The sequence below is a fragment of the Streptomyces sp. Da 82-17 genome, from assembly GCF_046098215.1.
In the GTDB taxonomy this organism is placed as follows: domain Bacteria; phylum Actinomycetota; class Actinomycetes; order Streptomycetales; family Streptomycetaceae; genus Streptomyces.
In genome coordinates, this window is record NZ_JBJURH010000014.1 from 180840 (window position 1) to 201134 (window position 20295).

Below are 20295 nucleotides of genomic sequence, written 5' to 3' on the forward strand. Positions count from 1 at the left end.
AGATTATGCACTAGTGCAATGGAGATCGCAATGTCCGTGCAGCCCGCCCCGGCCTCGTACGCTCCGACGGACCGGACCGTGCCCACCCGCTCCCGCGACCGCGCCGCGTACGACCGGGAGACGGTGCACTCGATACTCGACGCCGGGTACCTGTGCCATCTGGGTTTCGTGCGCGACGGCGCGCCGGTCGTCCTGCCCACGCTGTACGGGCGGGTGGGCGAGCGCCTCTATGTGCACGGTTCCACCGGTTCGCGTCCGCTGCGGGAGGCGGGGCAGCGCGACCCGGGGCTGCCGGTGTGCCTGACGGTCACGCACGTGGACGGTCTGGTCCTGGCCCGCTCGGCCTTCCACCACTCGGTCAACTACCGCTCCGTCGTGGTGCACGGCGTCGCCCACCAGGTGACGGACCCGGAGGAGAAGCGCAGCGCCCTGGACGCGCTCGTCGACCACGTGCTGCCGGGCCGCGCCGCCGACTCGCGCCCCGCCAACGCCAAGGAGCTGGCGGCGACGGCCGTGCTCAGCCTCGACCTGAACGAGGTCTCGGCGAAGGCCCGCACCGGCGGCCCGAACGACGACCCCGAGGACCGGGAACTCCCGTACTGGACCGGCGTCCTGCCCGTCACCCCGACGTACGGCGCCCCGGTCCCGGCGGACGACCTGGCACCGGGCGTGGCTCTGCCGGACTACCTCAGGTCCCTCTGAGGTACGGGCACTGGTACGGGTACGACGCAAAGGGGCCCGGCCGTGTCTGCCACGGCCGGGCCCGAGTGTCATGCAGAGGTCGTACGAAAAGCCCGCAGCGTCACGCGGAGCTGCGCGAGGGCGACAACTCGCCCTCCTTGTCCGGCATCCCGCCCGCGACCGGATCGGGGGTGGGCTTGGCGGGCGTGCTGCTCTGCGCGATGAAGGCGCCGACGAGGACCATCGTCCCGCCGACGACCTGCGGCGCGGAGAGGTGCTCGCCGAGCATGATCCACGCGAAGACCGTGGCGACGACCGCCTCCAGGCAGGACACGACGCCCGCGACCTGCGGCGAGAGCCGTCGTACGGCCATCACCCCGGCGCCGTACGCGAGGACGGTCGCGATGAGCACGATCCAGCCGAGCAGCAGCAGGCCGGGCACGGACGTGCCGTTCATGTCGGCCTGCCCGCTCAGGACCGACCAGTCCATGGTCCAGGGCCGGGCCACCACGGTGAGGACGACGGCGCCGATGAGCAGGCCGTACGAGATGACGCCGAGCGGGTTCGGGGCCTCCTCGCCGGCGTCGCTGCCGTGGTCGCCGAGGATGAAGTACCCGGCCTGGCAGACCGCCGCGCCGAGGCCGAGGAGCACGCCGAGCGCGTCGAACCGCATGCCCGCCCACACCTCGACGACGCACGCCAGACCGCCGACGGCGAGGACCACGCCGATCGCCGCGGCCCGCGTGACCGGCCGCCGCTGCACGAACCGGATCCAGCCGAGCACGAGCGCGGGACCGAGGTACTCGATGAGCAGCGCGACACCGACGGGGATGCGGGAGATCGCCACGAAGTAGCAGGTCTGCACACCGGCGACGGCGAGCAGCCCGAAGCCCGCGAGCAGCGCGGGCCGGCGCACCACGAGCGCCCGGTGGCGCCAGGCGAGCGGCAGCATGATCAGGGCCGCGCCGGCGATCCGCAGCCACACGACGTGCAGCGGGTCGAGCCCGGCCTCGATCAGCGGTTTGGCCGCGACACCGGAACCGCCGAACGCGAAGGCCGAGACGAGCGCGAGACCGAGCCCGGCGCCTCGGCCGCCACCCGCTCCCCGGCCGCCCGGACCGCCCGGACCTGCGGGGTTCCCCTGAATCTCGTGAGATGTGGACACCGGCACATCATGGCAGCCGGGTAATGAGTGTCACCACCGTTACGCCTGACATCTCAGTGCGCGAGACCGCACGGCACGCGACCGCCGACGCCGAGAAGTACGCGACCGTCGACACCGGGAGGTACGGGGCCGTCGACGCCAGGGCGTGGAGGGCCGCGCGCGTGCCGTACGCGAAGTGCGAGAAGTGCCGGTCCGAAGGCTCAGCGCGGCGGGGCCTGCGCGACGAGCGTCCTCGGGTCGACGCCCGCGCGCCCCAGGACCTCGACGGCCCGGCACTCCGGGTCCCGCGCGAGGGCGACGAGAAGGTCGACCCCGCCGACCCGGTCGCCGCCGCGCCGGTCGGCCCGGGCGAGCGCGGCCTCCATCGCGGTGGCGGCGGCCGGGGACCAGCCGGCGGCGTCCCGTACGACCGGAACGGCGCCGGAATCCTCGACGGTGCCCTGCCATTGCAGCCCGTAGCCGATGCTGCGCTGCACGAGGTAGCCGAGGAGGCGGGCGACCTGGCCGTCGTCGAAGAGGGCGCGCACCGCGGGGTCGGTCTCGAGCAGCGAGTGCAGGAGATGCGCGGTGTCGATGTGCCGGTCCCCGTCCCGGAGCGCACGCCTGCGCGCGGCGGCGACGACCGAGGTCAGCTCGTCGCTGAGCCGATCGTCGGCGGCGGTACTGGTCGGTCCGGGCTCGGCGGCCGGGGTCGGGCTATGCACATCCCCACCCCATCAGTGGCGATCGGCCGTAGCATCCCCGCCGGGAAGCATTTGCGCGTCCGACGCAGGTTGGGCATGCATGTACGGGTTCTCCTCCTTACGGATGAGATCTGCCCGTTCTGCCCGGAGGGGCGCGCGCCGACTTGCTTCGCTCCCCCTGCGCAACCATGTCCCACCCGTACACGTCCCACAGGAGAGCCCCACGACATCCACACCCGACACCCCACACCTCCGGGACCACTCACGTACCCACGCGAAGGAACCCCCAGATGCCCTCCGGCCCACGCGGCACCACCCTCGGTGCGGCGACGCCTGCCGAGGACACGGGGTACGGGGACGACGGATACGGCTACGCGTACGAGTACGGATACGGGTACGGACACGGGCGCCACGACGACGAGTACGGCTACGGCGGGAGCCACGAGTATGCCGAGGACTTCGGCGACTTCGACGAATTCGACAGCTTCGACGAGCTGGACGGCTTCGACGACTTCGACGACTTCGAGGCGGGCGCCAAGGAGTACGGCTGCTGGCTGGTCGCCCTGGTCGCCGTCGACGGCAAGAGCTATGTGTACCGGGTGTACGCCCCGCCGGACGCGCTGCTCGGCGACCTGTTCTGGGAGGCCTGGCACTGCCACGACGAGGGGCCGCACCCGCGCGCGTACGACGTGTTCGACACCGCGGTGATACGCCACATAGGCAACCTGCACCAGGGGGACCCCGACGGGGATTCTGACGGGTCGTCAGTCTTGTAACTTGCGGGCCCCGCCGCTACGTTCCGCGACACACCGGCTGCGCCCGCCGCAGCGCCCGACGAGAGAGGTGGTCGCACATGGCCGAAGTCACCGCCGAAGCACGTATCGAGGCGCCCGCCGAGAAGGTCTGGGCGAAGCTCACGGACTTCTCCGTCTACGGCGAGTGGAGCACGACCCACACCGGCTTCCCGAAGGGGGCGCCGACCTCGCTCGAACAGGGCGGCACGTTCGAGGAGAACATGAAGCTGATGGGCTTCCCCGCCGAAGTCACCTGGACCGTCGACGAGTTGGAGCCCGGCCGCGCGCTCGCCATCCGCGGCAAGGGCCCGATGGGCGTGAACGTCGGTACGCGCTACTCGCTCACGCCGGACGGCGACGGCACGACGGTGCGGATCGACGGGGAGTTCACGGGCGCGGCGGTCACGCTGATGGCCGCCAAGCTGAAGGAGTCGGCGACGGCGGCGCTCAACGAGTCGCTGCGCAAGTTGTCCGCCCTGGTGGTGTGAGCGCGGGGTCCGGCCCGCGCGCCGCGGGACGGGGCCGGGGGGGGCGGGACGGACGGCGGTGCACGCACTCACTGCGACGTGGGCGCGTGCACCGCTTCGTACCCCTCAGCTTCGTGCCGCTCAGTCCTCATCGGCCAGGATGAGATACAGCTTCTTCCGGGCCTCGTTGACGACCGCGAGCGCCTTCTGCCGCTGGTCGACCGAGCCGGTCTTCCAGACCTGCCCGAAGGCCTCCATCAGACCGAAGCCGGCCTGCCGGATCTCGTTGATCGTCTCCCAGTCGACGCCGCGGCCGGCGTCCTCCCACGGGGCGTCGGGGCCGTCGTCGGCCGCGGTCGTACCGGCCTCGGTGAGCGAGAACAGCTTCTTGCCGCCCTCGGTCTCGCTGACGATCAGGCCCTCGTCCTCCAGGAGTTGGAGCGTCGGGTAGACCGATCCGGGGCTGGGCTTCCACGCGCCGCCGCTGCGTTCGGCGATCTCCTGGATCATCTCGTACCCGTGCATCGGCCGCTCCTTCAGGAGCGCCAGGATCGACGCGCGTACGTCACCGCGCCGCGCCCTGCCGCGCCCCCCACCGCGCCCGCGCCCGCCCCAGGGGCCGCCGGGCCCGCCGAAGCCGGGCCCGAACGGGCCGAAGGCGGGACGCCGCCCCTCGAACTCGCCGCAGCCGTGCGGGCGGGAGTGGGGGTGGTGATGCTCATGACCGTGTCCATGTCCGTGCGAACGCATGGGAACCACTTCCTTCTCTACGTGTCCGTACTTCCGTACCGATGCCTCACTTCACTCGAATCGCGCCCCGGCCGTGCAGTGATCGACAGACAGTTCCGTGACCCATCACGTTCCGATCGCGATGCCTCAACGATATATCGGAACACTTCGCTCGGCAAACAGCCTGGTGGGAGCGGCCGAGGCGGGGGCGTGTGGCGTCCGGGGCTGTGTCGTGTCGGCCCTGCGCCTCCGGTTCGAGACACACCGGCGTGCGGGCCTCGCCGTGTGGGCCGGTGTCGGGGGGCGTGCCTAGGATCGGTTGCATGGCGCTGCGTCTGGGGCTGGTGAACGTCGGGGCGGTCGATGTCGCCCGCGTCGTGCGGTTCTGGGCGGAGGCCTTGGGGTGGCCGGCGTACGACGGCGGGGCGAGCGCGTACGTGGGGTCCGGCGGGCCGGTGGGGATCGGCGTCGTACCCGTACCGGAACCGAAGCGCGCGGCCAAGAACCGGCTGCACCTCGACCTCGCGAGCAGTTCCCCGGCCCATCAATCGGAACTCGTCGCCCGGCTCCGGGCGCTCGGCGCGACGCCCGCCGACGTGGGCCAGGGCGACGTGCCGTGGACGGTGCTCGGCGATCCGGAGGGCAACGAGTTCTGCGTGCTCGAACCGCGCGACACGTACCGGGACACCGGGCCGATCGCCGCCGTGGTCGTCGACTGCGTGGACCCGCGCGCGATGGCCCGCTTCTGGAGTGCGGCGACCGACTGGACCGTGCACGAAGTGGCCGACGGGCAGGCGGCGTTGCGGCACCCTGAGGGGGTCGGCCCGTACCTGGAGTTCCTCCGCACCCCCGCCCCGAGCACCCTCCCGGACCGCCTCCGCCTCGCCCTCCTCCCCCACCCCGACGCCGACCGCGCCACCGAGCTGGCCCGCCTGGGCACCCTCGGCGCGACCGACCTGGGCCACGGCGTACTGGCGGATCCGGAGGGGCATGAGTTCTGCGTCCTGGGGACGGGCGGCTCGTGATACGGAAGGCCGATGACCTTCCACGACGAGCCTTTCGACGAGCCTCTCCACGACGCGTCCGGCAGCCTCGACGGCTCCGGCCACGACAAGCCGCGCCTGGCCGTCCGCTGCCGCCGCAACCCACACGGAAACCCACGGCCCAAGGCCCACGGCCTACGGCCCACGTCCCGGAGCCCACAGCCCGGAGCCCCGAAAGCCGCCCGGCCGACGCCCAACGAACCTACGCACCTACGCACCTACGCACCTACGCACCCACTCCCGGGCCCACCGACCCGCCCCAACCGCCAGACTGGGCCCATGACTTCACTCGTACCCCCGACCGACTCGAAGACCGAGCTCCGCTTCTATCTGCAGTCCGCGCGGGACGCCCTGCTGTGGAAGCTGGAGGGGCTCTCCGAGTACGACGCGCGGCGGCCGCTCACGCCGACCGGCACGAATCTGCTGGGCCTCGTCAAACACGCGGCGACCGTCGAACTCGGCTACCTCGGCGACACGTTCGGCCGCCCGCACGGCGAACCCCTGCCCTGGGTCGCGGAGGACGCCGAGGCCAACGCGGACATGTGGGCCACCGCCGACCAGTCGCGGGAGTTCGTCGTCGGCCTCTACCACCGCGCGTGGGCGCACGCCGACGCGACGATCGACGCGCTGCCCCTCGACACCGTCGGCACCGTGCCGTGGTGGCCCGCCGAACGCGCCCGACTGACGCTGAACCACGCCGTCGTACGCGTCATCGCCGACACCCACCGGCACGCCGGCCACGCCGACATCCTGCGCGAACTCCTCGACGGCTCGGTCGGCATGGGCGCCGGCAACACCAACATCCCTCCGGGTGACGACAGTTGGTGGCAGGACTACCGGGACCGCCTGGAACGCGCCGCCCGAGCGGCCGACAAGCCCACAACTTAGGCTCTGAGCAGGCGATTCGGGCTCGGCCTCGGCGGACCGGCCCGGCCGTTGTCAGACCCCTCCCCTAGGCTCGCCGACGTGACCGAAACCGCCCAGCCGCCCCCTCAGCGAACCGTCCACCGAACCCTCCCGTCCCACCTCGACGCGATCCGCGAGTCGTACGACACGGTCGCCGTCGACTACGACCGGCAGGTCAAGCCCCCGGCCGAGCTCGACCCGCTGTCGCGGGCCCTGCTGTCCGCGTTCGCCGAGGTCGTACGGGCGGACGGGCTCGGGAGACCGGTCGTCGACGTCGGCTGCGGGCCGGGCAAAGTCACCGCGCACCTGAGGGAGTCGGGCCTGCGGGTGTACGGCATCGACCTCTCCCCGCGGATGGTCGAGCTGGCCGCGCGCCGCCGAGGCGCGGAAGAGCACACCCGCTTCGCCGTCGGCTCGATGACCGCCCTGCCCGTGCGGGACGGCGCACTCGGCGGCATCCTCGCGTACTACTCCACCCACCACCTGCCGCCCGAGGCGCTGCCCGGCGTGTACGCCGAGTTCCGCCGCACGCTCGCCCCGGGCGGCACGCTGATGCTGGCGGGACACGTCGGCGCCGGCCTCCACTTCCGCCCCCAGCAGGCCTACGGGCACCCGGTGTCGTACGAGTCCCACCTGCTGCCCGCCGACGAGATCGCCCAACTCCTGGTCGGCGCGGGCCTGTTCATCACCTCCCGCACCGACCAGGCCCACGAGGGCGACGCCAGACGCTCCTTCGCCACGTTCCTGGCCAGACGGCCGGCCGACGCCCGAACGTGAAGCCGCCCGAGCGTTCAGCCAGACCGAGCGTGAAGCCGACCCAGCGTGAAGCCGGACGGAGCGTGAAACCAGACCGATCCTGAAGCCGACCGAGCCTGAAGCCGCCACCGACCACGCACCACAGGCAACGCCCCGGAAAGGAGTCCACCCGTCCCGAATTGGCCTTGGCCGGGTCCGGACCGGCCCCCGTAGCGTCCCCGGTATGCGGATTCGAATCGTCGACGCCTTCACCGACCGACCCTTCGCCGGAAACCCCGCCGGCGTGCTCCTCCTCGACGCCTTCCCCTCCGACGACTGGCTGCAGAACGTCGCCCTGGAGGTCAACCACGCCGAGACCGCCTTCGCGCACCCGCTGCCCGAAGGCGGCGAGGCCGACTGGGCGCTGCGCTGGTTCACCCCGGCCACCGAGGTCGACATGTGCGGCCACGCCACCCTGGCCACGGCCCACGTGCTGCGCTCCACCGACGCCGCCGACGGCCCCGTGCGGTTCGCCACCCGCTCCGGTGTGCTGACCGCCACCGCCCACGACGACGGTTCGATCACGCTCGACTTCCCGACCGCGCCGCTCACCGAAGTCGCCGTCGACCCGGCCATCGGCAAGGCCCTCGGCGCGGAGCCCGTCGCCGCCGTCGACACCGGGCGGAACGTCGGCGACCTGCTCGTCGAGCTGGCCGACGAACAGGCCGTGCACGCCCTGCGCCCCGACCACAAGGCGCTCGTCGCCCACTCGGAGCGCGGCATCATCGCGACCGCCCGCGCCGAAGACCCCACCCGCGGCTACGACTTCGTGTCCCGCTGCTTCTTCCCCCGCGTCGGCATCGACGAGGACCCGGTGACCGGCAGCGCCCACACCGCTCTCGCCCCGTACTGGTCGCAGCGGCTCGGCCGGGACGAGCTCACCGGACTGCAGGCGTCCCCGCGCTCCGGCCGGGTCCGGACCGCGCTGCGCGGCGACCGCACTCTGCTCACCGGGAGCGCGGTCACCGTCATCGAGGGCGAACTCCACGCCTGACCGGGCGACTTGAGCGCGACGATCCACCGGTCACGGCTGCCCACGCGCATCAAGCCGTGGGCAGCCACCCCACCTTCCCCGCGAGCAGCGCGTACCCCACGAACGCGCCCACGTCGAGCAGCGTGTGCGCGACGACGAGCGGGCCGACCCGGCCCCACCGCCGGTACAGGTACACGAAGACCACCCCCATCACCATGTTCCCGACGAACCCGCCGATGCCCTGGTAGAGGTGGTACGAGCCGCGCAGCACCGAACTCGCCGCCATCGACGCCCCCGGCGACCAGCCCAACTGGTCGAGCCTGCGCAGCAGATAGCCGACGACGATGACCTCCTCGACGATCGAGTTCTGCGCCGCCGACAGGATCAGGACCGGGAACTTCCACCACACCTCCGGCAGCCCCTCCGGCACCACCGTCAGATTGAAGCCGAGCGCCCGCGTGGCCAGATAGAACGCGATGCCGGTGCTGCCGATGCCCGCCGCGATCAGCGCCCCGCGCCCCAGATCCGGGAGCGGCCGCCGCCGGTCGAAGCCGATCACGCGCAGCCCGGCGCCCTCGCGCAGCAGCAGATGGGCGACGAGCGCGACCGGCACCAGGGCCGTCGCGATGCCGAACAGCTGCCAGGCCAGATCGAGCCACGGACGGCCGGGCGCCGCCGAGGAGTTGAGCGTGGCCGCCTGGTCCTTCAGGCCCCCCGGCTTGGTGGCCGACCCGACGAAGCTGATCAGCGCGGACACCGCGCTCGCGCCGAGGGACAGCGCGAGGACGAGCAAGGTCTCGTCCCGGAAGATCCGTCTTGTCGGTCGTTCCGGGCGAAAAGAACCGGCCACCGACTCTGCCTCCGACTGCACTCCTGCCTCCATCTGTTCAATCCCACCGCATCCCCATCCTCGCCCCGCTAGGGTCTCGAAAGCAGGTACGAAGATCGTGCAGGACCGAGGGGGAGCGTACGTCGACGCGAGGCGGGCCGCCTCGTTCCGTTCGCCCGGTCGCTGCGCCTGAGGAGGGGCACCAACCGTCATGGGACGTCACCAATCGCCCGCACCGTACGCGACGGACGTGGCGCGATCGCGCCCCCGCGCCCGCCGCCGCACCGTGGCCATCGCGACGGTCCTGGTGCTCGGCGTGGCGACGGGGGCCGGAGTCGCAGCCAAGCAGGGCCTCCTCACGTTCGCCGGCGCCTGCGAGGACGACGCGGTCCGGGTCGACGTCCTCGCCTCCCCCGACATCGCCCCCGCCCTGGACGAGGCAGCCGACCGCGCCCGCGACCAGGACGTGACGTCCGACGGCCGCTGTCTCGACGTACGGGTGCAGTCGAAGGAGGCGCACAAGGTGGCCGGATCCCTGCAGGCCACCGACTCACCGGAGTTCGAGGTGTGGGTGCCCGACTCCGACCTGTGGGTGGACCGGGCGGGCCTCGGCGACGACGGGGTGCCCCTGACCCCGGCGGGGAACATCGCGTCGTCGCCGGTCACGATGGGCATGGTGCCGTCGGCCGCCGACTCGGCGGGCTGGCCCGAGAAGCGGTACACGTGGGCCGAGTTGACCGCGCTCGCCACCGAGGACGACAAGGTGCGCCTCGGCGCCGCCGACCCCGCGCGCAGCGCCAGCGGGCTGCTCGCGCTCACGAAGATCGGCGAGTCCGCCGCGAAGGCCGAGGGCCCGGAGAGCGACACGCAGGTCGCCGCCACCGCGAAGCTGCTCGCCCAGCGCGTGTCCGACAGCGACACCCACGCCCTGGAGACCGTGGCCCGCGACGACTCCGGCACGGAACAGGGCAACCCGCGCCGCAACCAGGCCCTGATCGTCTCCGAGCAGGCCGCGTTCGCGCACAACCGGTCGGCGAACCAGGACGGCCGGCTGGAGCTGTTCTACCCGAAGGACGGCGCGCCCCGGCTGGACTATCCGTACACGCTGGTCGACGAGCCCGGCATGTCCACCGACGAGAGCCGGGCCGCGCTGCGGTTCATGACGCTGCTCGGCGAGGAGGACAGCCGCGGCGTCTTCGAGAAGCACGGATTCCGCACCGGCACGCAGGACCCGTCCGAGGACCTGGTGACGGCGGCGGGCGGCCGCGAGCCCCAGCCGTACGCGACGGCGTCGGCCGAGCCGCCGTCGCCGAAGGATCTGCAGGCCACCCTCGGCATGTGGACGATCACGGTGCAGAGCGCCCGGCTCACCACCGTCGTCGACGTGTCGAACTCCATGGGCCGCACCGTGCCCGCCCGCGGCCAGTCCCGCCTGGAGGTCACCAAGGCCTCCCTGACGAAGGCGCTGTCGCAGTTCACGTCCGAGGACGAGATCGGCGTCTGGGAGTTCGCCACCTACCTCGACGGCGAGCGGGACTACCGCAAGCTGGTCGACACCCGCCGACTCGGCGACAGCGCCGGCAACGGCACCACCCAGCGCGAACGCCTCATCGCCGCGTACGGCGCCCTCCAGCCGAAGCCGGGCTACACCGGCCTGTACGACACGACCCTCGCGGCGTACAAGGACGCGCAGAAGTCGTACGTGAAGGGCAAGTTCAACGCCCTGGTGATCCTCACCGACGGCGCCAACCAGGACCCGGGGTCCATCAGTCGCGCCGCCCTCGTCAAGGAGCTGAAGCGGCTCGCCGACCCGAAGCGGCCCGTCCCGCTGATCGCGATCGCCGTCGGCCCGGACGCCGACAAGAACGAGGTCCAGGAGATCGCGGCGGCCACGGGCGGCACGGGCTACCAGATCGACGACCCCGCCCAGATGCAGGAGGTCATCCTGAAGGCGATCATCGCGGCGGGCGGCAACTGACGCCTGGGGAGGGCGCGTTCACGATCCGGCCGGCTCCCCCGGAGCGAGCTCCGACAGCAACCCCACCGGCCACGTGTGCACCGGCTCCCCCGACCGCATCAGCTCGCTGTACCGCCGCGTCGTCGCCGCCAGAGCCTCCTCCCGCGCGAGCCCGCCCCGCACCGCCCGGTGGAAGGTCGCCGCCTGCCACGAGGCTCCGTTGGCCCGCCGGGTGCACCGCCCCTCGATCACACCGAGATACAGATCCCGGTCCCCCGGCTCCACCCCCCACGCGTCCAGGCCCGCCGCCGCCAACGGCAACAGCTCGTCCCGTACGAGATCGACCGCCGGCAGCAGCTGCGTACCGCCGAACCGGCCACCGCGCGGCCACTCCAGCTCGGCCTCGATGCCGTACCGGCAGGCCGCGTCGAAGTTCCGGGCCGCCGACGCGAACGGCAGCCGCGACCACACCGGGCGCGCGTCCTCCGCGAGCGCCCGCACCACGCCGTAGTAGAACGCGGCGTTCGCGATCACGTCCGTGACCGTGGGCCCCGCGGGCAGCACCCGGTTCTCCACCCGCAGATGCGGTACGCCGTCCACCACCCCGTACACCGGCCGGTTCCAGCGGTAGACCGTGCCGTTGTGCAGCGCCAGCTCGGCCAGGCTCGGCACACCGCCCTCGTCGAGCACCCGCAGCGCGTCCTCGTCGTCGCAGATCGGCAGCAGCGGCGGAAAGTACCGCAGGTTCTCCTCGAAGAGGTCGTACGCCGAGGAGATCCACCGCTCCCCGAACCACGTGCGCGGACGCACCCCCTGCGCCTGCAGCTCGGGCGGCCGGGTGTCCGTGGACTGCAGGAACAGCGGCGGCCGCGACTCCCGCCACAGCTCGTGCCCGAACAGGAACGGCGCGTTCGCCCCCAGCGCTATCTGCACCGCCGCCACAGCCTGCGCCGCGTTCCACACATCCGCGAACCGGTCCGGCGTCACCTGCAGATGCAGCTGTACGGAGGTGCAGGCGGCCTCCGGCGCGATCGACGCCGACGTGCACACGAGCCGTTCCACGCCCTCGATGTCCAGGGTGAAATGCTCGCCGCGGGCCGCGACCATCTGGTCGTTGAGCAGCCGGTAACGCTCCACCGTGGAAAGGTTCCTGAGCACCAGATCGTCCTCGCCGAGCGTCGGCAGAATACCGATCATCACGATCCCGGCGGCGACCTCGTTGGCCTTTCGGTGGGCGTACCCGAGCCCCGTCCGCAACTCCTCCGCGAGCTGATCGAAAACCCGGCCGTGCAGTCGGTGCGGGGCAATGTTGACTTCCAGGTTGAACATGCCGAGTTCCGTCTGAAAATCACGGCTCGCGATACGTTCCAGCACTTCCGCATTCAGCATCCTCGGCAGCCCCTCGGGCCCCGCCAGATTCAGCTCTATCTCCATCCCCATCAGATTCCTGGGACGGTCGAAACGCTCCTCGTCGAGGAGTCGCCGCAGCGCCGCGAGACACTGCTGCACCTTCCTGCGGTACCGCTGCCTGTCGGCCAGGTCGAACACACCGGCCGCGACCTTCTCCCCCATCGAAGCGTCCCTCCTCGATAGATAACGCCCCGCACATGCCCACGGGCCACTAAGCTCAACCCTGTGGCCGTCCGGCACATTCAAGGGGCAAGAGACAAAGTGCAGTTGCTCGCCGAACATGCCTCGTGAAAAACGCCGACGACATCAGGCCGACCCCTCGCGGAACAGATCCCGAGGTCATGCGCGGGGCCTCCGTAAAACCCCCGGGCACACCCCGTATTGAGCAGACCGAATAACGTCTTGCGGGCCCTCACGGAAGCCGATAGACGAAACAACGACTGAACACCCGTCGTATAAACTCCGCGAACGAGACGGAGAGTTGGCGCTCCCGGGACGGCGTTCCGGACCGGTTCCCCGCCCCGCCGTCCCCCAGAGCCGACAGCGTCGTCCCGCTCTGCCCCGTGCGCCCCACCGCCACCCGCGCATCCGCGCATCGCGCACGCCCAGCCTGTCGAACGAGAGGCGACCCATCATGCCGCTGCACTTCACGACCGCTCCCGCGCCCGCCCTGCGCAGCGTCCTAGCGGCACTCGGCTCCCCCACCGCCGTGCGCGAGGCGCGCACGCCCGCCCTGTGCTCCGCCACCGGCCCCGTGCGGCCCGAACTCGCCCTCCCCGTCCACGTGTTGAGCCGCACCGCCCCCGCCGGCGGCCCGCCCCGCACCCGGCACACCGGCTGGCGCTTCCTGCTCCGCACCGGCAGCGACGACACCCGCGGCCGCAACGGAGACCGCAACGGAGACCGCACCGCCGACCACAACGGAGTCCGCACCGTCGCCGCCCCGGGAGACCGCACGGTCGCCGCCGCCGACACCCGGCTCACGCCCGACGGCTGGACGTTCTCCCACTTCCTCGAAGGCCCGTACGTCACGTCCGCCGAAAGCGCCGTACGCCAGGCCGAAGCCCTGCCCGCCGCCTACCAGCCCCGGCTCCTGTCCGTGCCCGAGCTGTACATGCTCACCCTGTGGCTGCACGGCGACCCCGCCGCCGACCCCGGCGCGGGCCCGCTCCGGCCGACCGACCTGCTCGTACCGCTGGCGCCCGCGCCGCCCGGGATCGCCGCGCACCTCCCGCACCGGGCCGCGGACCTCCTGCCGGTCCTCACCCACCGGATCAAACCCGCACCGCCCCTGCTCGGCTCCCCCGCCTGACCGGCCCGACCGGACTAGCCCCATCCGGCCACCCCGAACCACCCGAAGAGACAACGGAGTTGGCTGAACCGTCCGCACGAGTGACGCGTCCTACTCCGGTGTGGAGCGCTGCCGTCAAATGCCTGCGGATTCACGTCTGTAGGGCAACACTTGGATCGGACCGACACACAAACGGGGGGCGGTATGAACGCCGCATCGAGTCGCAGGACGCAGATCCCAACCACGACGGACCGAAAGAACACAGCCATGTGCCAGCACCAGCCACCCTGCCCCACAGCCGAATCCGCCGACCGGGAGGCCGCCCGGCTCGTGGCGCACCACCCGGAGCAGGGCTGGAGCCTGCTGTGCAACGGAGTCCTGCTCTTCGAGGACACCGGTGAGCTGCTGCCGGACGGGCAGATCATCGCCCCGCACCGCCCGCTCGGCACCGACCAGGTGGTGCGCGCCGCGTAGAGGGCGCCGCAGGCGTACCGAACACAACGGGCCGGCCCGGAGATCACTCTCCGAACCGGCCCATTTCTGTGCCCGAACCGCCTCAGGCGGCCAGGATCAGCTCTCGTACGCGTCGATCGGCGGGCAGGAGCAGACCAGGTTGCGGTCGCCGAAGGCCTGGTCGATGCGGCGCACCGGCGGCCAGTACTTGTCGGCGGCCTCGACACCGGCCGGGAACGCGGCCTCCTCGCGGCTGTACGCGTGCTCCCAATCGCCCGCGAGCACGGCGGCCGTGTGCGGGGCGTTGCGCAGCGGGTTGTCCTCGGCGGGCCACTCGCCGGAGCCGACCTTCTCGATCTCCGCGCGGATCGCGATCATCGCCTCGCAGAACCGGTCCAGCTCCGCGAGGTCCTCGCTCTCCGTCGGCTCGATCATCAGCGTGCCGGCCACCGGGAACGACATGGTCGGCGCGTGGAAGCCGTAGTCGATCAGGCGCTTCGCGATGTCGTCGACGGTGACGCCCGTGGCCTTGGTCAGCGGGCGGATGTCGATGATGCACTCGTGCGCGACGAGGTTGCCGGGCCCGGTGTAGAGCACCGGGAAGTGCGGCTCCAGGCGCTTGGCGATGTAGTTCGCGCCGAGCACCGCGACCTGCGTGGCCCGCTTCAGGCCCTCGCCACCCATCAGCCGGACGTACGCCCACGAGATCGGCAGGATGCCCGCCGAGCCGAACGGCGCCGCCGAGATCGGACCGACCCCCGTCTCCGGGCCCGCGGCGGGCTGCAGCGGGTGGTTCGGCAGGTACGGGGCGAGGTGCTCGCGCACACCGACCGGGCCGACGCCGGGGCCGCCGCCGCCGTGCGGGATGCAGAACGTCTTGTGCAGGTTGAGGTGCGAGACGTCGCCACCGAACCGGCCCGGCTTGGCAAGCCCCACCAGGGCGTTGAGGTTCGCGCCGTCCACGTACACCTGGCCGCCCGCGTCGTGCACCTGCGCGCAGATGTCGGCGACGTGCTCCTCGAACACACCGTGCGTCGACGGGTACGTGATCATCAGCACGGCGAGCTCGTCACGGTGCTTCTCGATCTTGGCGCGCAGGTCCTCGACGTCGATCTCGCCGTCGTCGGCGGTCTTCACGACGACGACCTTCATGCCGGCCATCACGGCGCTCGCGGCGTTCGTGCCGTGCGCGGAGGACGGGATCAGGCAGATCGTGCGCTGCTCGTCGCCGTTGGCCCGGTGGTACCCGCGGACCGCGAGCAGACCGGCCAGCTCGCCCTGCGAACCGGCGTTGGGCTGCAGCGACACCTTGTCGTAGCCGGTGACCTCGGCGAGCCGCTCCTCCAGCTCACGGATCAGCGTCAGATAGCCCTGCGCCTGCTCGGCCGGCACGAAGGGGTGCAGCGCGCCGAACTCGGGCCAGGTGACGGACTCCATCTCGGTCGTCGCGTTCAGCTTCATCGTGCAGGAGCCGAGCGGGATCATGCCGCGGTCCAGGGCGTAGTCCCGGTCGGACAGCTTGCGCAGGTAGCGCAGCATCGCCGTCTCGGAGCGGTACTGGTGGAACACCGGGTGCGTGAGGTACGCGTCGGTGCGCAGAAGGCCCTCGGGCAGGGTGTCGGCGACGGCGGAGTCGAGCGCCTCGATGTCGCCCTCGACGCCGAACGCGGCCCACACGGCGGCCAGTTGGGCCCGCGTGGTGGTCTCGTCGCAGGCGATCGACACGTGGTCGGCGTCCACGAGGCGCAGGTTGACGCCGCGCTCCCGCGCCGTCTCCACGACGCCCGCGGCCCGGCCGGGCACGCGCACGGTCAGGGTGTCGAAGTACGTGCCGTGCACGATGTCGGCGCCGCCGGCCTTCAGGCCCTCGGCGAGGATCGTGGCGTACCGGTGGGTGCGCTGCGCGATGTCCTTGAGGCCCTGCGGACCGTGGTACACGGCGTACATCCCGGCCATCACGGCGAGCAGCACCTGCGCGGTGCAGATGTTGCTGGTCGCCTTCTCGCGGCGGATGTGCTGCTCACGGGTCTGCAGCGCCAGGCGGTACGCCTTGTTGCCGTCGGCGTCCACGGAGACGCCGACGAGGCGGCCGGGGAGGCTGCGGGCGAACTTCTCGCGCACCGCCATGTATCCGGCGTGCGGCCCGCCGAAGCCCATCGGCACGCCGAAGCGCTGCGTCGTACCGACCGCGATGTCCGCGCCGAGCTCGCCGGGCGAGGTCAGCAGCGTCAGCGCGAGCAGGTCGGCGGCCACGGTCACGACCGCGCCCAGCTCGTGCGCCTGCTCGATCACCGGCTTCAGGTCGCGTACGGCGCCGGAGGCGCCCGGGTACTGCAGCAGCACGCCGAAGACGCCGCGCTCGGCCACCTCGGCCGGGATGCCCTCGCTGAGGTCGGCGACGACGACCTCGACGCCGGTCGGCTCGGCCCGCGTCTCGATCACGGCGACGGTCTGCGGCAGGGCGTCCGCGTCGATCAGGAAGACGCCGTCCTTGACCTTGCCGACGCGCCGCGACAGCGCCATGGCCTCGGCGGCCGCGGTGCCCTCGTCGAGCAGCGAGGCGCCGGAGGTGGGCAGCCCGGTCAGGTCGGCGACCACGGTCTGGAAGTTGAGCAGCGCCTCGAGCCGCCCCTGCGAGATCTCCGGCTGGTACGGGGTGTACGCCGTGTACCAGGCGGGGTTCTCCATGACGTTGCGGAGGATCACCGGCGGCGTGAACGTGCCGTAGTAGCCGAGGCCGATCATCGGGGCGAGGACCTCGTTGCGGTCGGCGAACGACCGCAGTTCGGCGAGGACTTCGGCCTCGGTGCGCTCGGCGGGGAGCTGCAGCGCCTCGGCGCTCTTGATGACGTCCGGCACGGCGGCCGCGGTGAGCTCGTCCAGCGAGCCGTACCCGACCTGGGCGAGCATCTTGGCGCGGGCCTCGGCGTCGGGGCCGATGTGGCGCTGCTCGAAGGGGATGCCGCGCTCCAGCTGGGAGAGCGGAATGCGAGGGGCGTTCATTTGCGGAGGCCTCCTGGTCGATTGCGACCTACGAGGGGCACCACGGCGCGGGTACCCGGACGGCCTCCCCCTCTGTCATCTCAACCTGAGAGCTTCACCGGACCGCCCGCTCGCTGCGACCCGGCTTTCACCGTCGGTGAGAGCGGAAGCCGTCGACACCCGCTCTGCTTTCCAGAGTGACCTCGTCCGTGCGGTACAGGTGCCTGAGAGATTCCGGGGAGGATTTGCTCCTTCGGCGCCTCCGATCAGCGTCTTCGTCGATCGGAGAGCTCTCCCGCACGGGGTCAGCAGCCGTGGCCAGCCTACCAGCGCGGACATCCGGCCAGTCAGGGAGAGCCGGACCCATCGAGGCTCGAGTGGCCTTCGCCGGAAAACTGCTCTTTCGTAGTGATGACGGATGACTCGCGACCTTCTGGAGGGACCGTGCAGACCGACATGGATCCGCGGAGCCTGATCGGCCGGAAGGCGTTCGACCGCAACGGCTCCAAGCTCGGCACCGTGGACGAGGTCTATCTCGACGACGCCACCGGCACCCCGGAGTGGGCGGCGATACGGACGGGGCTGTTCAGCCGGGACGCCTTCGTACCCCTGGAGCCGAGCGAGCTGGTGGAGGGCGCCCTGCGCGTCCCCTTCGAACGCTCCCTGATCAAGGACGCCCCCGACTTCGGCGTGGGCCGCCACCTCTCACCCGAGCAGGAACTGCAGCTCTACCACCACTACGGGATCGACGTCTCCGCCCCCATGGAAGAGCCGCCTCCGGACCGCGACTTCGGCCGCATCGCCGGCGCGGAGGACCCGGACGCCCCCGCCTGAGCCGGAGAAGCCCCGGCCCGACCGGCCGCCTCCCCCTCCGCCCGCGGCTCCGCCCGAGCCGCGTGCACGCCCTCACCCTCCGGGACGGGGCCGTCCGGCGGGACCACCAGCGGCAGCGGCTCCCCGGGCTCCAGGAGCGGATCGTCGCTCCGGAACGTCCGCACCCGCCCCGGCGGCGACCACGGCGTCTCGAACCGCACCGTGACCCGCCCGAGCCCGCTGCCCTGCACCCATCCCGGCCCGAACTCCGCGTGCCGGACGTCGTGCCCCGCCAGCCAACGCCGCTCCGCCGGGGCCTCGACGGCCGCCTCCGGCCCCGGCACGCCCTCCCCGGACACAGGGCCCGGCCCTTCCCCCTCGGCCGCCTCCTCGCCCCGCTCCCGCCGTTCCAGCTCCTCCTTGCCCTGCGTCTCCTCGGCCGGGGCGTCCTGCGCGTCCTGAGCCGCCTGCGCCTCGGCCTGAGCCACCAGTGCCGCCGCCTGTGCCGCCTGCGCGAAGAGGTCCTCCTGCGTGTAGTCGGCGAGCCCGGACACTCCCACCCCGAGCAGCCGCACCCCGCCCGTGGTGTCCACGGACTCCAGCAGCCGCGCCGCGGCCTCCCGTACGACACCGGGGTCGTCTGTGGGGCCGCGGAGGGTCTCGGATCTGGTCAGCGTCGAGAAGTCGTACCGCCTCACCTTCAGGACCACCGTGCGGCCCGAGTGCCCGCCCGCGCGCAGCCGCTGCACGCACCGCTCCGCGAGCCGGTCCACCTCGAGGCGGACCCGCACCCGGTCGTGGATGTCGATGTCGAAGGTGTCCTCCACCGACACCGACTTGGTGTCCCGCTCGGCCACCACCGGCCGCTCGTCCCGCGCCAGCGCCATCTCGTACAGATGCCCGCCGTGCGCCTTGCCGAGCAGCCGCACCAGCTCGTCCTCACCGGCCTCAGCGAGCTCGGCGACGGTGACGATCCCGGCCCGCCGCAGATGGTCCCCGGTGACCGGCCCGACGCCGGGCAGCGTCCGCACCGACATCGGCCCGAGCAGCTCCCGCTCGGTGCCCGGCACGATCAGCCGCAGCCCGTCCGGCTTCGCCTCCTCCGAGGCGATCTTCGCGACCATCTTGGACGCGGCCAGACCCACCGACCCCGTCAGCCCCGTCACCTGCCGTATGTCCGCCCGCAGCTGCTCCCCCACGGCCCGGGCCGACGCCTCGTCCGAGGCGACCCCGCCGGCCTCCAGGTCCACGAACGCCTCGTCCAGGCTGAGCGGCTCCACCAGCGGCGAGAGCCCCCGCAGCAACTCCATGACCTGCTCGCTGACGTCCCGGTAGAGCCCGAATCTCGGCACCAGATACGCGGCGTTCGGCGCCAGCCTGCGCGCCTGCCCCATCGGCATCGCCGAGTGCACCCCGAACCGCCGGGCCTCGTACGACGCCGTGGCCACGACACCGCGTGGCCCGAGCCCGCCCACGATCACGGCTTTTCCGCGCAGGCTGGGCTTGGCCGCCTGCTCCGCCGATGCGTAGAAGGCATCCATGTCCAGATGCAGAATCGTGGGCGTCGATCTCACAAGACCGAGCTTGCCCTACGCCACTGACAACGCGGCGCGTTCAGCCCCCGCAGGCCCCGGCGCGCCCGCCCTCAACCGGCGCGATTGCGGCGCCGGGCCAGCTCGTCCATGGGGTTGTGCCCGATGAGCGTCTCTCCGGTGTCGATGCGCTCGCCGTGCAGCTGCGACAGTGCCGCCTCCACGTCACGCCACACGACGCCCACGGCGATCCCGAAGACCCCCTGGCCGCCCTGGAGCAGATCCACGACCTCGTCGGGCGACGTGCACTCGTAGACCGTCGCACCGTCGCTCATCAGCGTCATCCGCTCCAGGTCCGCGAACCCGCGGTCGCGCAGATGCTGGACCGTCGTGCGGATGTTCTGCAGCGAGACGCCCGTGTCCAGGAAACGCTTCACGATCTTGAGCAGGACCACGTCACGGAAGCTGTAGAGCCGCTGGGTGCCCGATCCGTACGCGGGCCGCACGCTGGGCTCCACGAGCCCCGTACGCGCCCAGTAGTCCAGCTGCCGGTAGGTGATGCCGGCCGCGGCACAAGCCGTCGGCCCTCGGTACCCCACCTGTTCCGGGGTCATGTCCACCCCGCTCAGTGCAGGCCGCTGAGGCCCCTGCCCGACTGCCCTGCCGTGGAGCGGATACGGCCCGCTCTCTCCCGGACTGCGCCCGGAAGCTCCCCCAGCCGTACCGTCGCCGCTGCTTCTCACGCCGACCTCCGTCCTTGACCTGCCTTCTCGACGGTAGGCAGTACCCATG

At 71.9% G+C, this 20295-nt stretch carries 19 protein-coding genes and 1 riboswitch; of the genes, 11 read left to right on the top strand and 8 right to left on the bottom strand.

Translation table 11 applies throughout. The annotated features are described in order from the left end of the window. Positions 1–18 precede the first annotated feature (18 nt). Complete coding sequence (locus ACIDOF_RS23870; protein ID WP_409008098.1) at positions 19–702, top strand: pyridoxamine 5'-phosphate oxidase family protein; 684 nt, start codon at positions 19–21, stop codon at positions 700–702. A 100-nt stretch (positions 703–802) separates the two neighbouring features. Here the strand turns inward: ACIDOF_RS23870 and ACIDOF_RS23875 are convergent, their stop codons facing one another. Further along, a complete protein-coding gene (locus tag ACIDOF_RS23875) occupies positions 803–1852 on the bottom strand; it encodes an EamA family transporter (RefSeq protein ID WP_409008099.1) in 1050 nt (349 codons plus the stop codon). 194 nt (positions 1853–2046) lie between these two features. Next, entirely contained in the window at positions 2047–2550 is a 504-nt protein-coding gene (locus tag ACIDOF_RS23880) for a Clp protease N-terminal domain-containing protein (protein WP_409008100.1), read from the bottom strand. 269 nt (positions 2551–2819) lie between these two features. Here ACIDOF_RS23880 and ACIDOF_RS23885 point away from each other — a divergent pair, with 269 nt between their 5' ends. Beyond that, complete coding sequence (locus tag ACIDOF_RS23885) at positions 2820–3305, top strand: hypothetical protein (RefSeq protein WP_409008130.1); 486 nt, start codon at positions 2820–2822, stop codon at positions 3303–3305. 77 nt (positions 3306–3382) lie between these two features. Then, a complete protein-coding gene (locus ACIDOF_RS23890) occupies positions 3383–3811 on the top strand; it encodes an SRPBCC family protein (protein ID WP_409008101.1) in 429 nt (142 codons plus the stop codon). A 120-nt stretch (positions 3812–3931) separates the two neighbouring features. Here the strand turns inward: ACIDOF_RS23890 and ACIDOF_RS23895 are convergent, their stop codons facing one another. Continuing rightward, positions 3932–4540: a PadR family transcriptional regulator gene (locus ACIDOF_RS23895; RefSeq protein WP_409008102.1), complete on the bottom strand. Its 609-nt coding sequence runs from the start codon at positions 4538–4540 to the stop codon at positions 3932–3934. 302 nt (positions 4541–4842) lie between these two features. Between ACIDOF_RS23895 and ACIDOF_RS23900 the strand changes: the two genes are divergently transcribed. The 4 genes from ACIDOF_RS23900 to ACIDOF_RS23915 all read left to right on the top strand — a co-directional run bounded on the left by ACIDOF_RS23900 (position 4843) and on the right by ACIDOF_RS23915 (position 8257). Beyond that, the gene (locus ACIDOF_RS23900) at positions 4843–5544 is read left to right on the top strand and encodes a VOC family protein (protein WP_409008103.1); all 702 of its coding nucleotides are present in this window, start codon (positions 4843–4845) and stop codon (positions 5542–5544) included. 297 nt (positions 5545–5841) lie between these two features. Next, complete coding sequence (locus ACIDOF_RS23905; RefSeq protein WP_409008104.1) at positions 5842–6450, top strand: DinB family protein; 609 nt, start codon at positions 5842–5844, stop codon at positions 6448–6450. Between the two features lie 78 nt (positions 6451–6528). Continuing rightward, the gene (locus ACIDOF_RS23910; protein ID WP_409008105.1) at positions 6529–7245 is read left to right on the top strand and encodes a class I SAM-dependent methyltransferase; all 717 of its coding nucleotides are present in this window, start codon (positions 6529–6531) and stop codon (positions 7243–7245) included. A 202-nt stretch (positions 7246–7447) separates the two neighbouring features. Then, positions 7448–8257, top strand: coding sequence for a PhzF family phenazine biosynthesis protein (locus ACIDOF_RS23915; RefSeq protein WP_409008106.1), 810 nt, complete (start codon positions 7448–7450; stop codon positions 8255–8257). A gap of 49 nt (positions 8258–8306) precedes the next feature. Here ACIDOF_RS23915 and ACIDOF_RS23920 read toward each other — a convergent pair whose 3' ends face one another. Next, positions 8307–9107 carry a CPBP family intramembrane glutamic endopeptidase gene (locus tag ACIDOF_RS23920; RefSeq protein WP_409008107.1) on the bottom strand — a complete coding sequence of 267 codons (801 nt, stop codon included), beginning with the start codon at positions 9105–9107 and terminating at the stop codon, positions 8307–8309. Between the two features lie 169 nt (positions 9108–9276). On the opposite strand from ACIDOF_RS23920, the gene ACIDOF_RS23925 reads away from it, so the two are divergent. Continuing rightward, positions 9277–11043, top strand: coding sequence for a substrate-binding and VWA domain-containing protein (locus ACIDOF_RS23925; protein ID WP_409008108.1), 1767 nt, complete (start codon positions 9277–9279; stop codon positions 11041–11043). 18 nt (positions 11044–11061) lie between these two features. Here the strand turns inward: ACIDOF_RS23925 and ACIDOF_RS23930 are convergent, their stop codons facing one another. Then, positions 11062–12594: a glutamate--cysteine ligase gene (locus ACIDOF_RS23930; RefSeq protein ID WP_409008109.1), complete on the bottom strand. Its 1533-nt coding sequence runs from the start codon at positions 12592–12594 to the stop codon at positions 11062–11064. 472 nt (positions 12595–13066) lie between these two features. Here ACIDOF_RS23930 and ACIDOF_RS23935 point away from each other — a divergent pair, with 472 nt between their 5' ends. Further along, positions 13067–13744: a hypothetical protein gene (locus ACIDOF_RS23935; RefSeq protein ID WP_409008110.1), complete on the top strand. Its 678-nt coding sequence runs from the start codon at positions 13067–13069 to the stop codon at positions 13742–13744. Positions 13745–13990: 246 nt separating this feature from the next. Continuing rightward, complete coding sequence (locus ACIDOF_RS23940) at positions 13991–14197, top strand: DUF5999 family protein (RefSeq protein WP_409008111.1); 207 nt, start codon at positions 13991–13993, stop codon at positions 14195–14197. A gap of 96 nt (positions 14198–14293) precedes the next feature. On the opposite strand, the gene gcvP is transcribed toward ACIDOF_RS23940, so the two are convergent. After that, a complete protein-coding gene (gene gcvP / locus ACIDOF_RS23945; RefSeq protein ID WP_409008112.1) occupies positions 14294–17179 on the bottom strand; it encodes an aminomethyl-transferring glycine dehydrogenase in 2886 nt (961 codons plus the stop codon). A gap of 181 nt (positions 17180–17360) precedes the next feature. After that, a riboswitch (glycine riboswitch) is annotated at positions 17361–17466 on the bottom strand. 136 nt (positions 17467–17602) lie between these two features. Here gcvP and ACIDOF_RS23950 point away from each other — a divergent pair. Then, a complete protein-coding gene (locus ACIDOF_RS23950; RefSeq protein WP_409008113.1) occupies positions 17603–17992 on the top strand; it encodes a PRC-barrel domain-containing protein in 390 nt (129 codons plus the stop codon). On the opposite strand, the gene ACIDOF_RS23955 is transcribed toward ACIDOF_RS23950, so the two are convergent. Continuing rightward, complete coding sequence (locus ACIDOF_RS23955; RefSeq protein WP_409008114.1) at positions 17896–19545, bottom strand: DNA polymerase IV; 1650 nt, start codon at positions 19543–19545, stop codon at positions 17896–17898. The two genes, ACIDOF_RS23950 and ACIDOF_RS23955, sit on opposite strands and share 97 nt — an antisense overlap. 71 nt (positions 19546–19616) lie before the next feature. After that, on the bottom strand, positions 19617–20294 hold the full coding sequence (locus tag ACIDOF_RS23960) for a MerR family transcriptional regulator (protein ID WP_409008115.1): 678 nt from the start codon (positions 20292–20294) through the stop codon (positions 19617–19619). Position 20295: the final 1 nt, after the last annotated feature.

What these genes read in the sequence shown, in the direction of transcription:
- ACIDOF_RS23870 (WP_409008098.1), top strand. Translation starts at nt 19, where the DNA reads ATGGAGATCGCAATGTCCGTGCAGCCCGCCCCGGCCTCGTACGCTCCG.
- ACIDOF_RS23885 (WP_409008130.1), top strand. Translation starts at nt 2,820, where the DNA reads ATGCCCTCCGGCCCACGCGGCACCACCCTCGGTGCGGCGACGCCTGCC.
- ACIDOF_RS23890 (WP_409008101.1), top strand. Translation starts at nt 3,383, where the DNA reads ATGGCCGAAGTCACCGCCGAAGCACGTATCGAGGCGCCCGCCGAGAAG.
- ACIDOF_RS23895 (WP_409008102.1), bottom strand. Translation starts at nt 4,540, where the DNA reads ATGCGTTCGCACGGACATGGACACGGTCATGAGCATCACCACCCCCAC.
- ACIDOF_RS23900 (WP_409008103.1), top strand. Translation starts at nt 4,843, where the DNA reads ATGGCGCTGCGTCTGGGGCTGGTGAACGTCGGGGCGGTCGATGTCGCC.
- ACIDOF_RS23905 (WP_409008104.1), top strand. Translation starts at nt 5,842, where the DNA reads ATGACTTCACTCGTACCCCCGACCGACTCGAAGACCGAGCTCCGCTTC.
- ACIDOF_RS23915 (WP_409008106.1), top strand. Translation starts at nt 7,448, where the DNA reads ATGCGGATTCGAATCGTCGACGCCTTCACCGACCGACCCTTCGCCGGA.
- ACIDOF_RS23925 (WP_409008108.1), top strand. Translation starts at nt 9,277, where the DNA reads ATGGGACGTCACCAATCGCCCGCACCGTACGCGACGGACGTGGCGCGA.
- ACIDOF_RS23930 (WP_409008109.1), bottom strand. Translation starts at nt 12,594, where the DNA reads ATGGGGGAGAAGGTCGCGGCCGGTGTGTTCGACCTGGCCGACAGGCAG.
- ACIDOF_RS23935 (WP_409008110.1), top strand. Translation starts at nt 13,067, where the DNA reads ATGCCGCTGCACTTCACGACCGCTCCCGCGCCCGCCCTGCGCAGCGTC.
- ACIDOF_RS23940 (WP_409008111.1), top strand. Translation starts at nt 13,991, where the DNA reads ATGTGCCAGCACCAGCCACCCTGCCCCACAGCCGAATCCGCCGACCGG.
- gcvP (WP_409008112.1), bottom strand. Translation starts at nt 17,179, where the DNA reads ATGAACGCCCCTCGCATTCCGCTCTCCCAGCTGGAGCGCGGCATCCCC.
- ACIDOF_RS23960 (WP_409008115.1), bottom strand. Translation starts at nt 20,294, where the DNA reads ATGGGTACTGCCTACCGTCGAGAAGGCAGGTCAAGGACGGAGGTCGGC.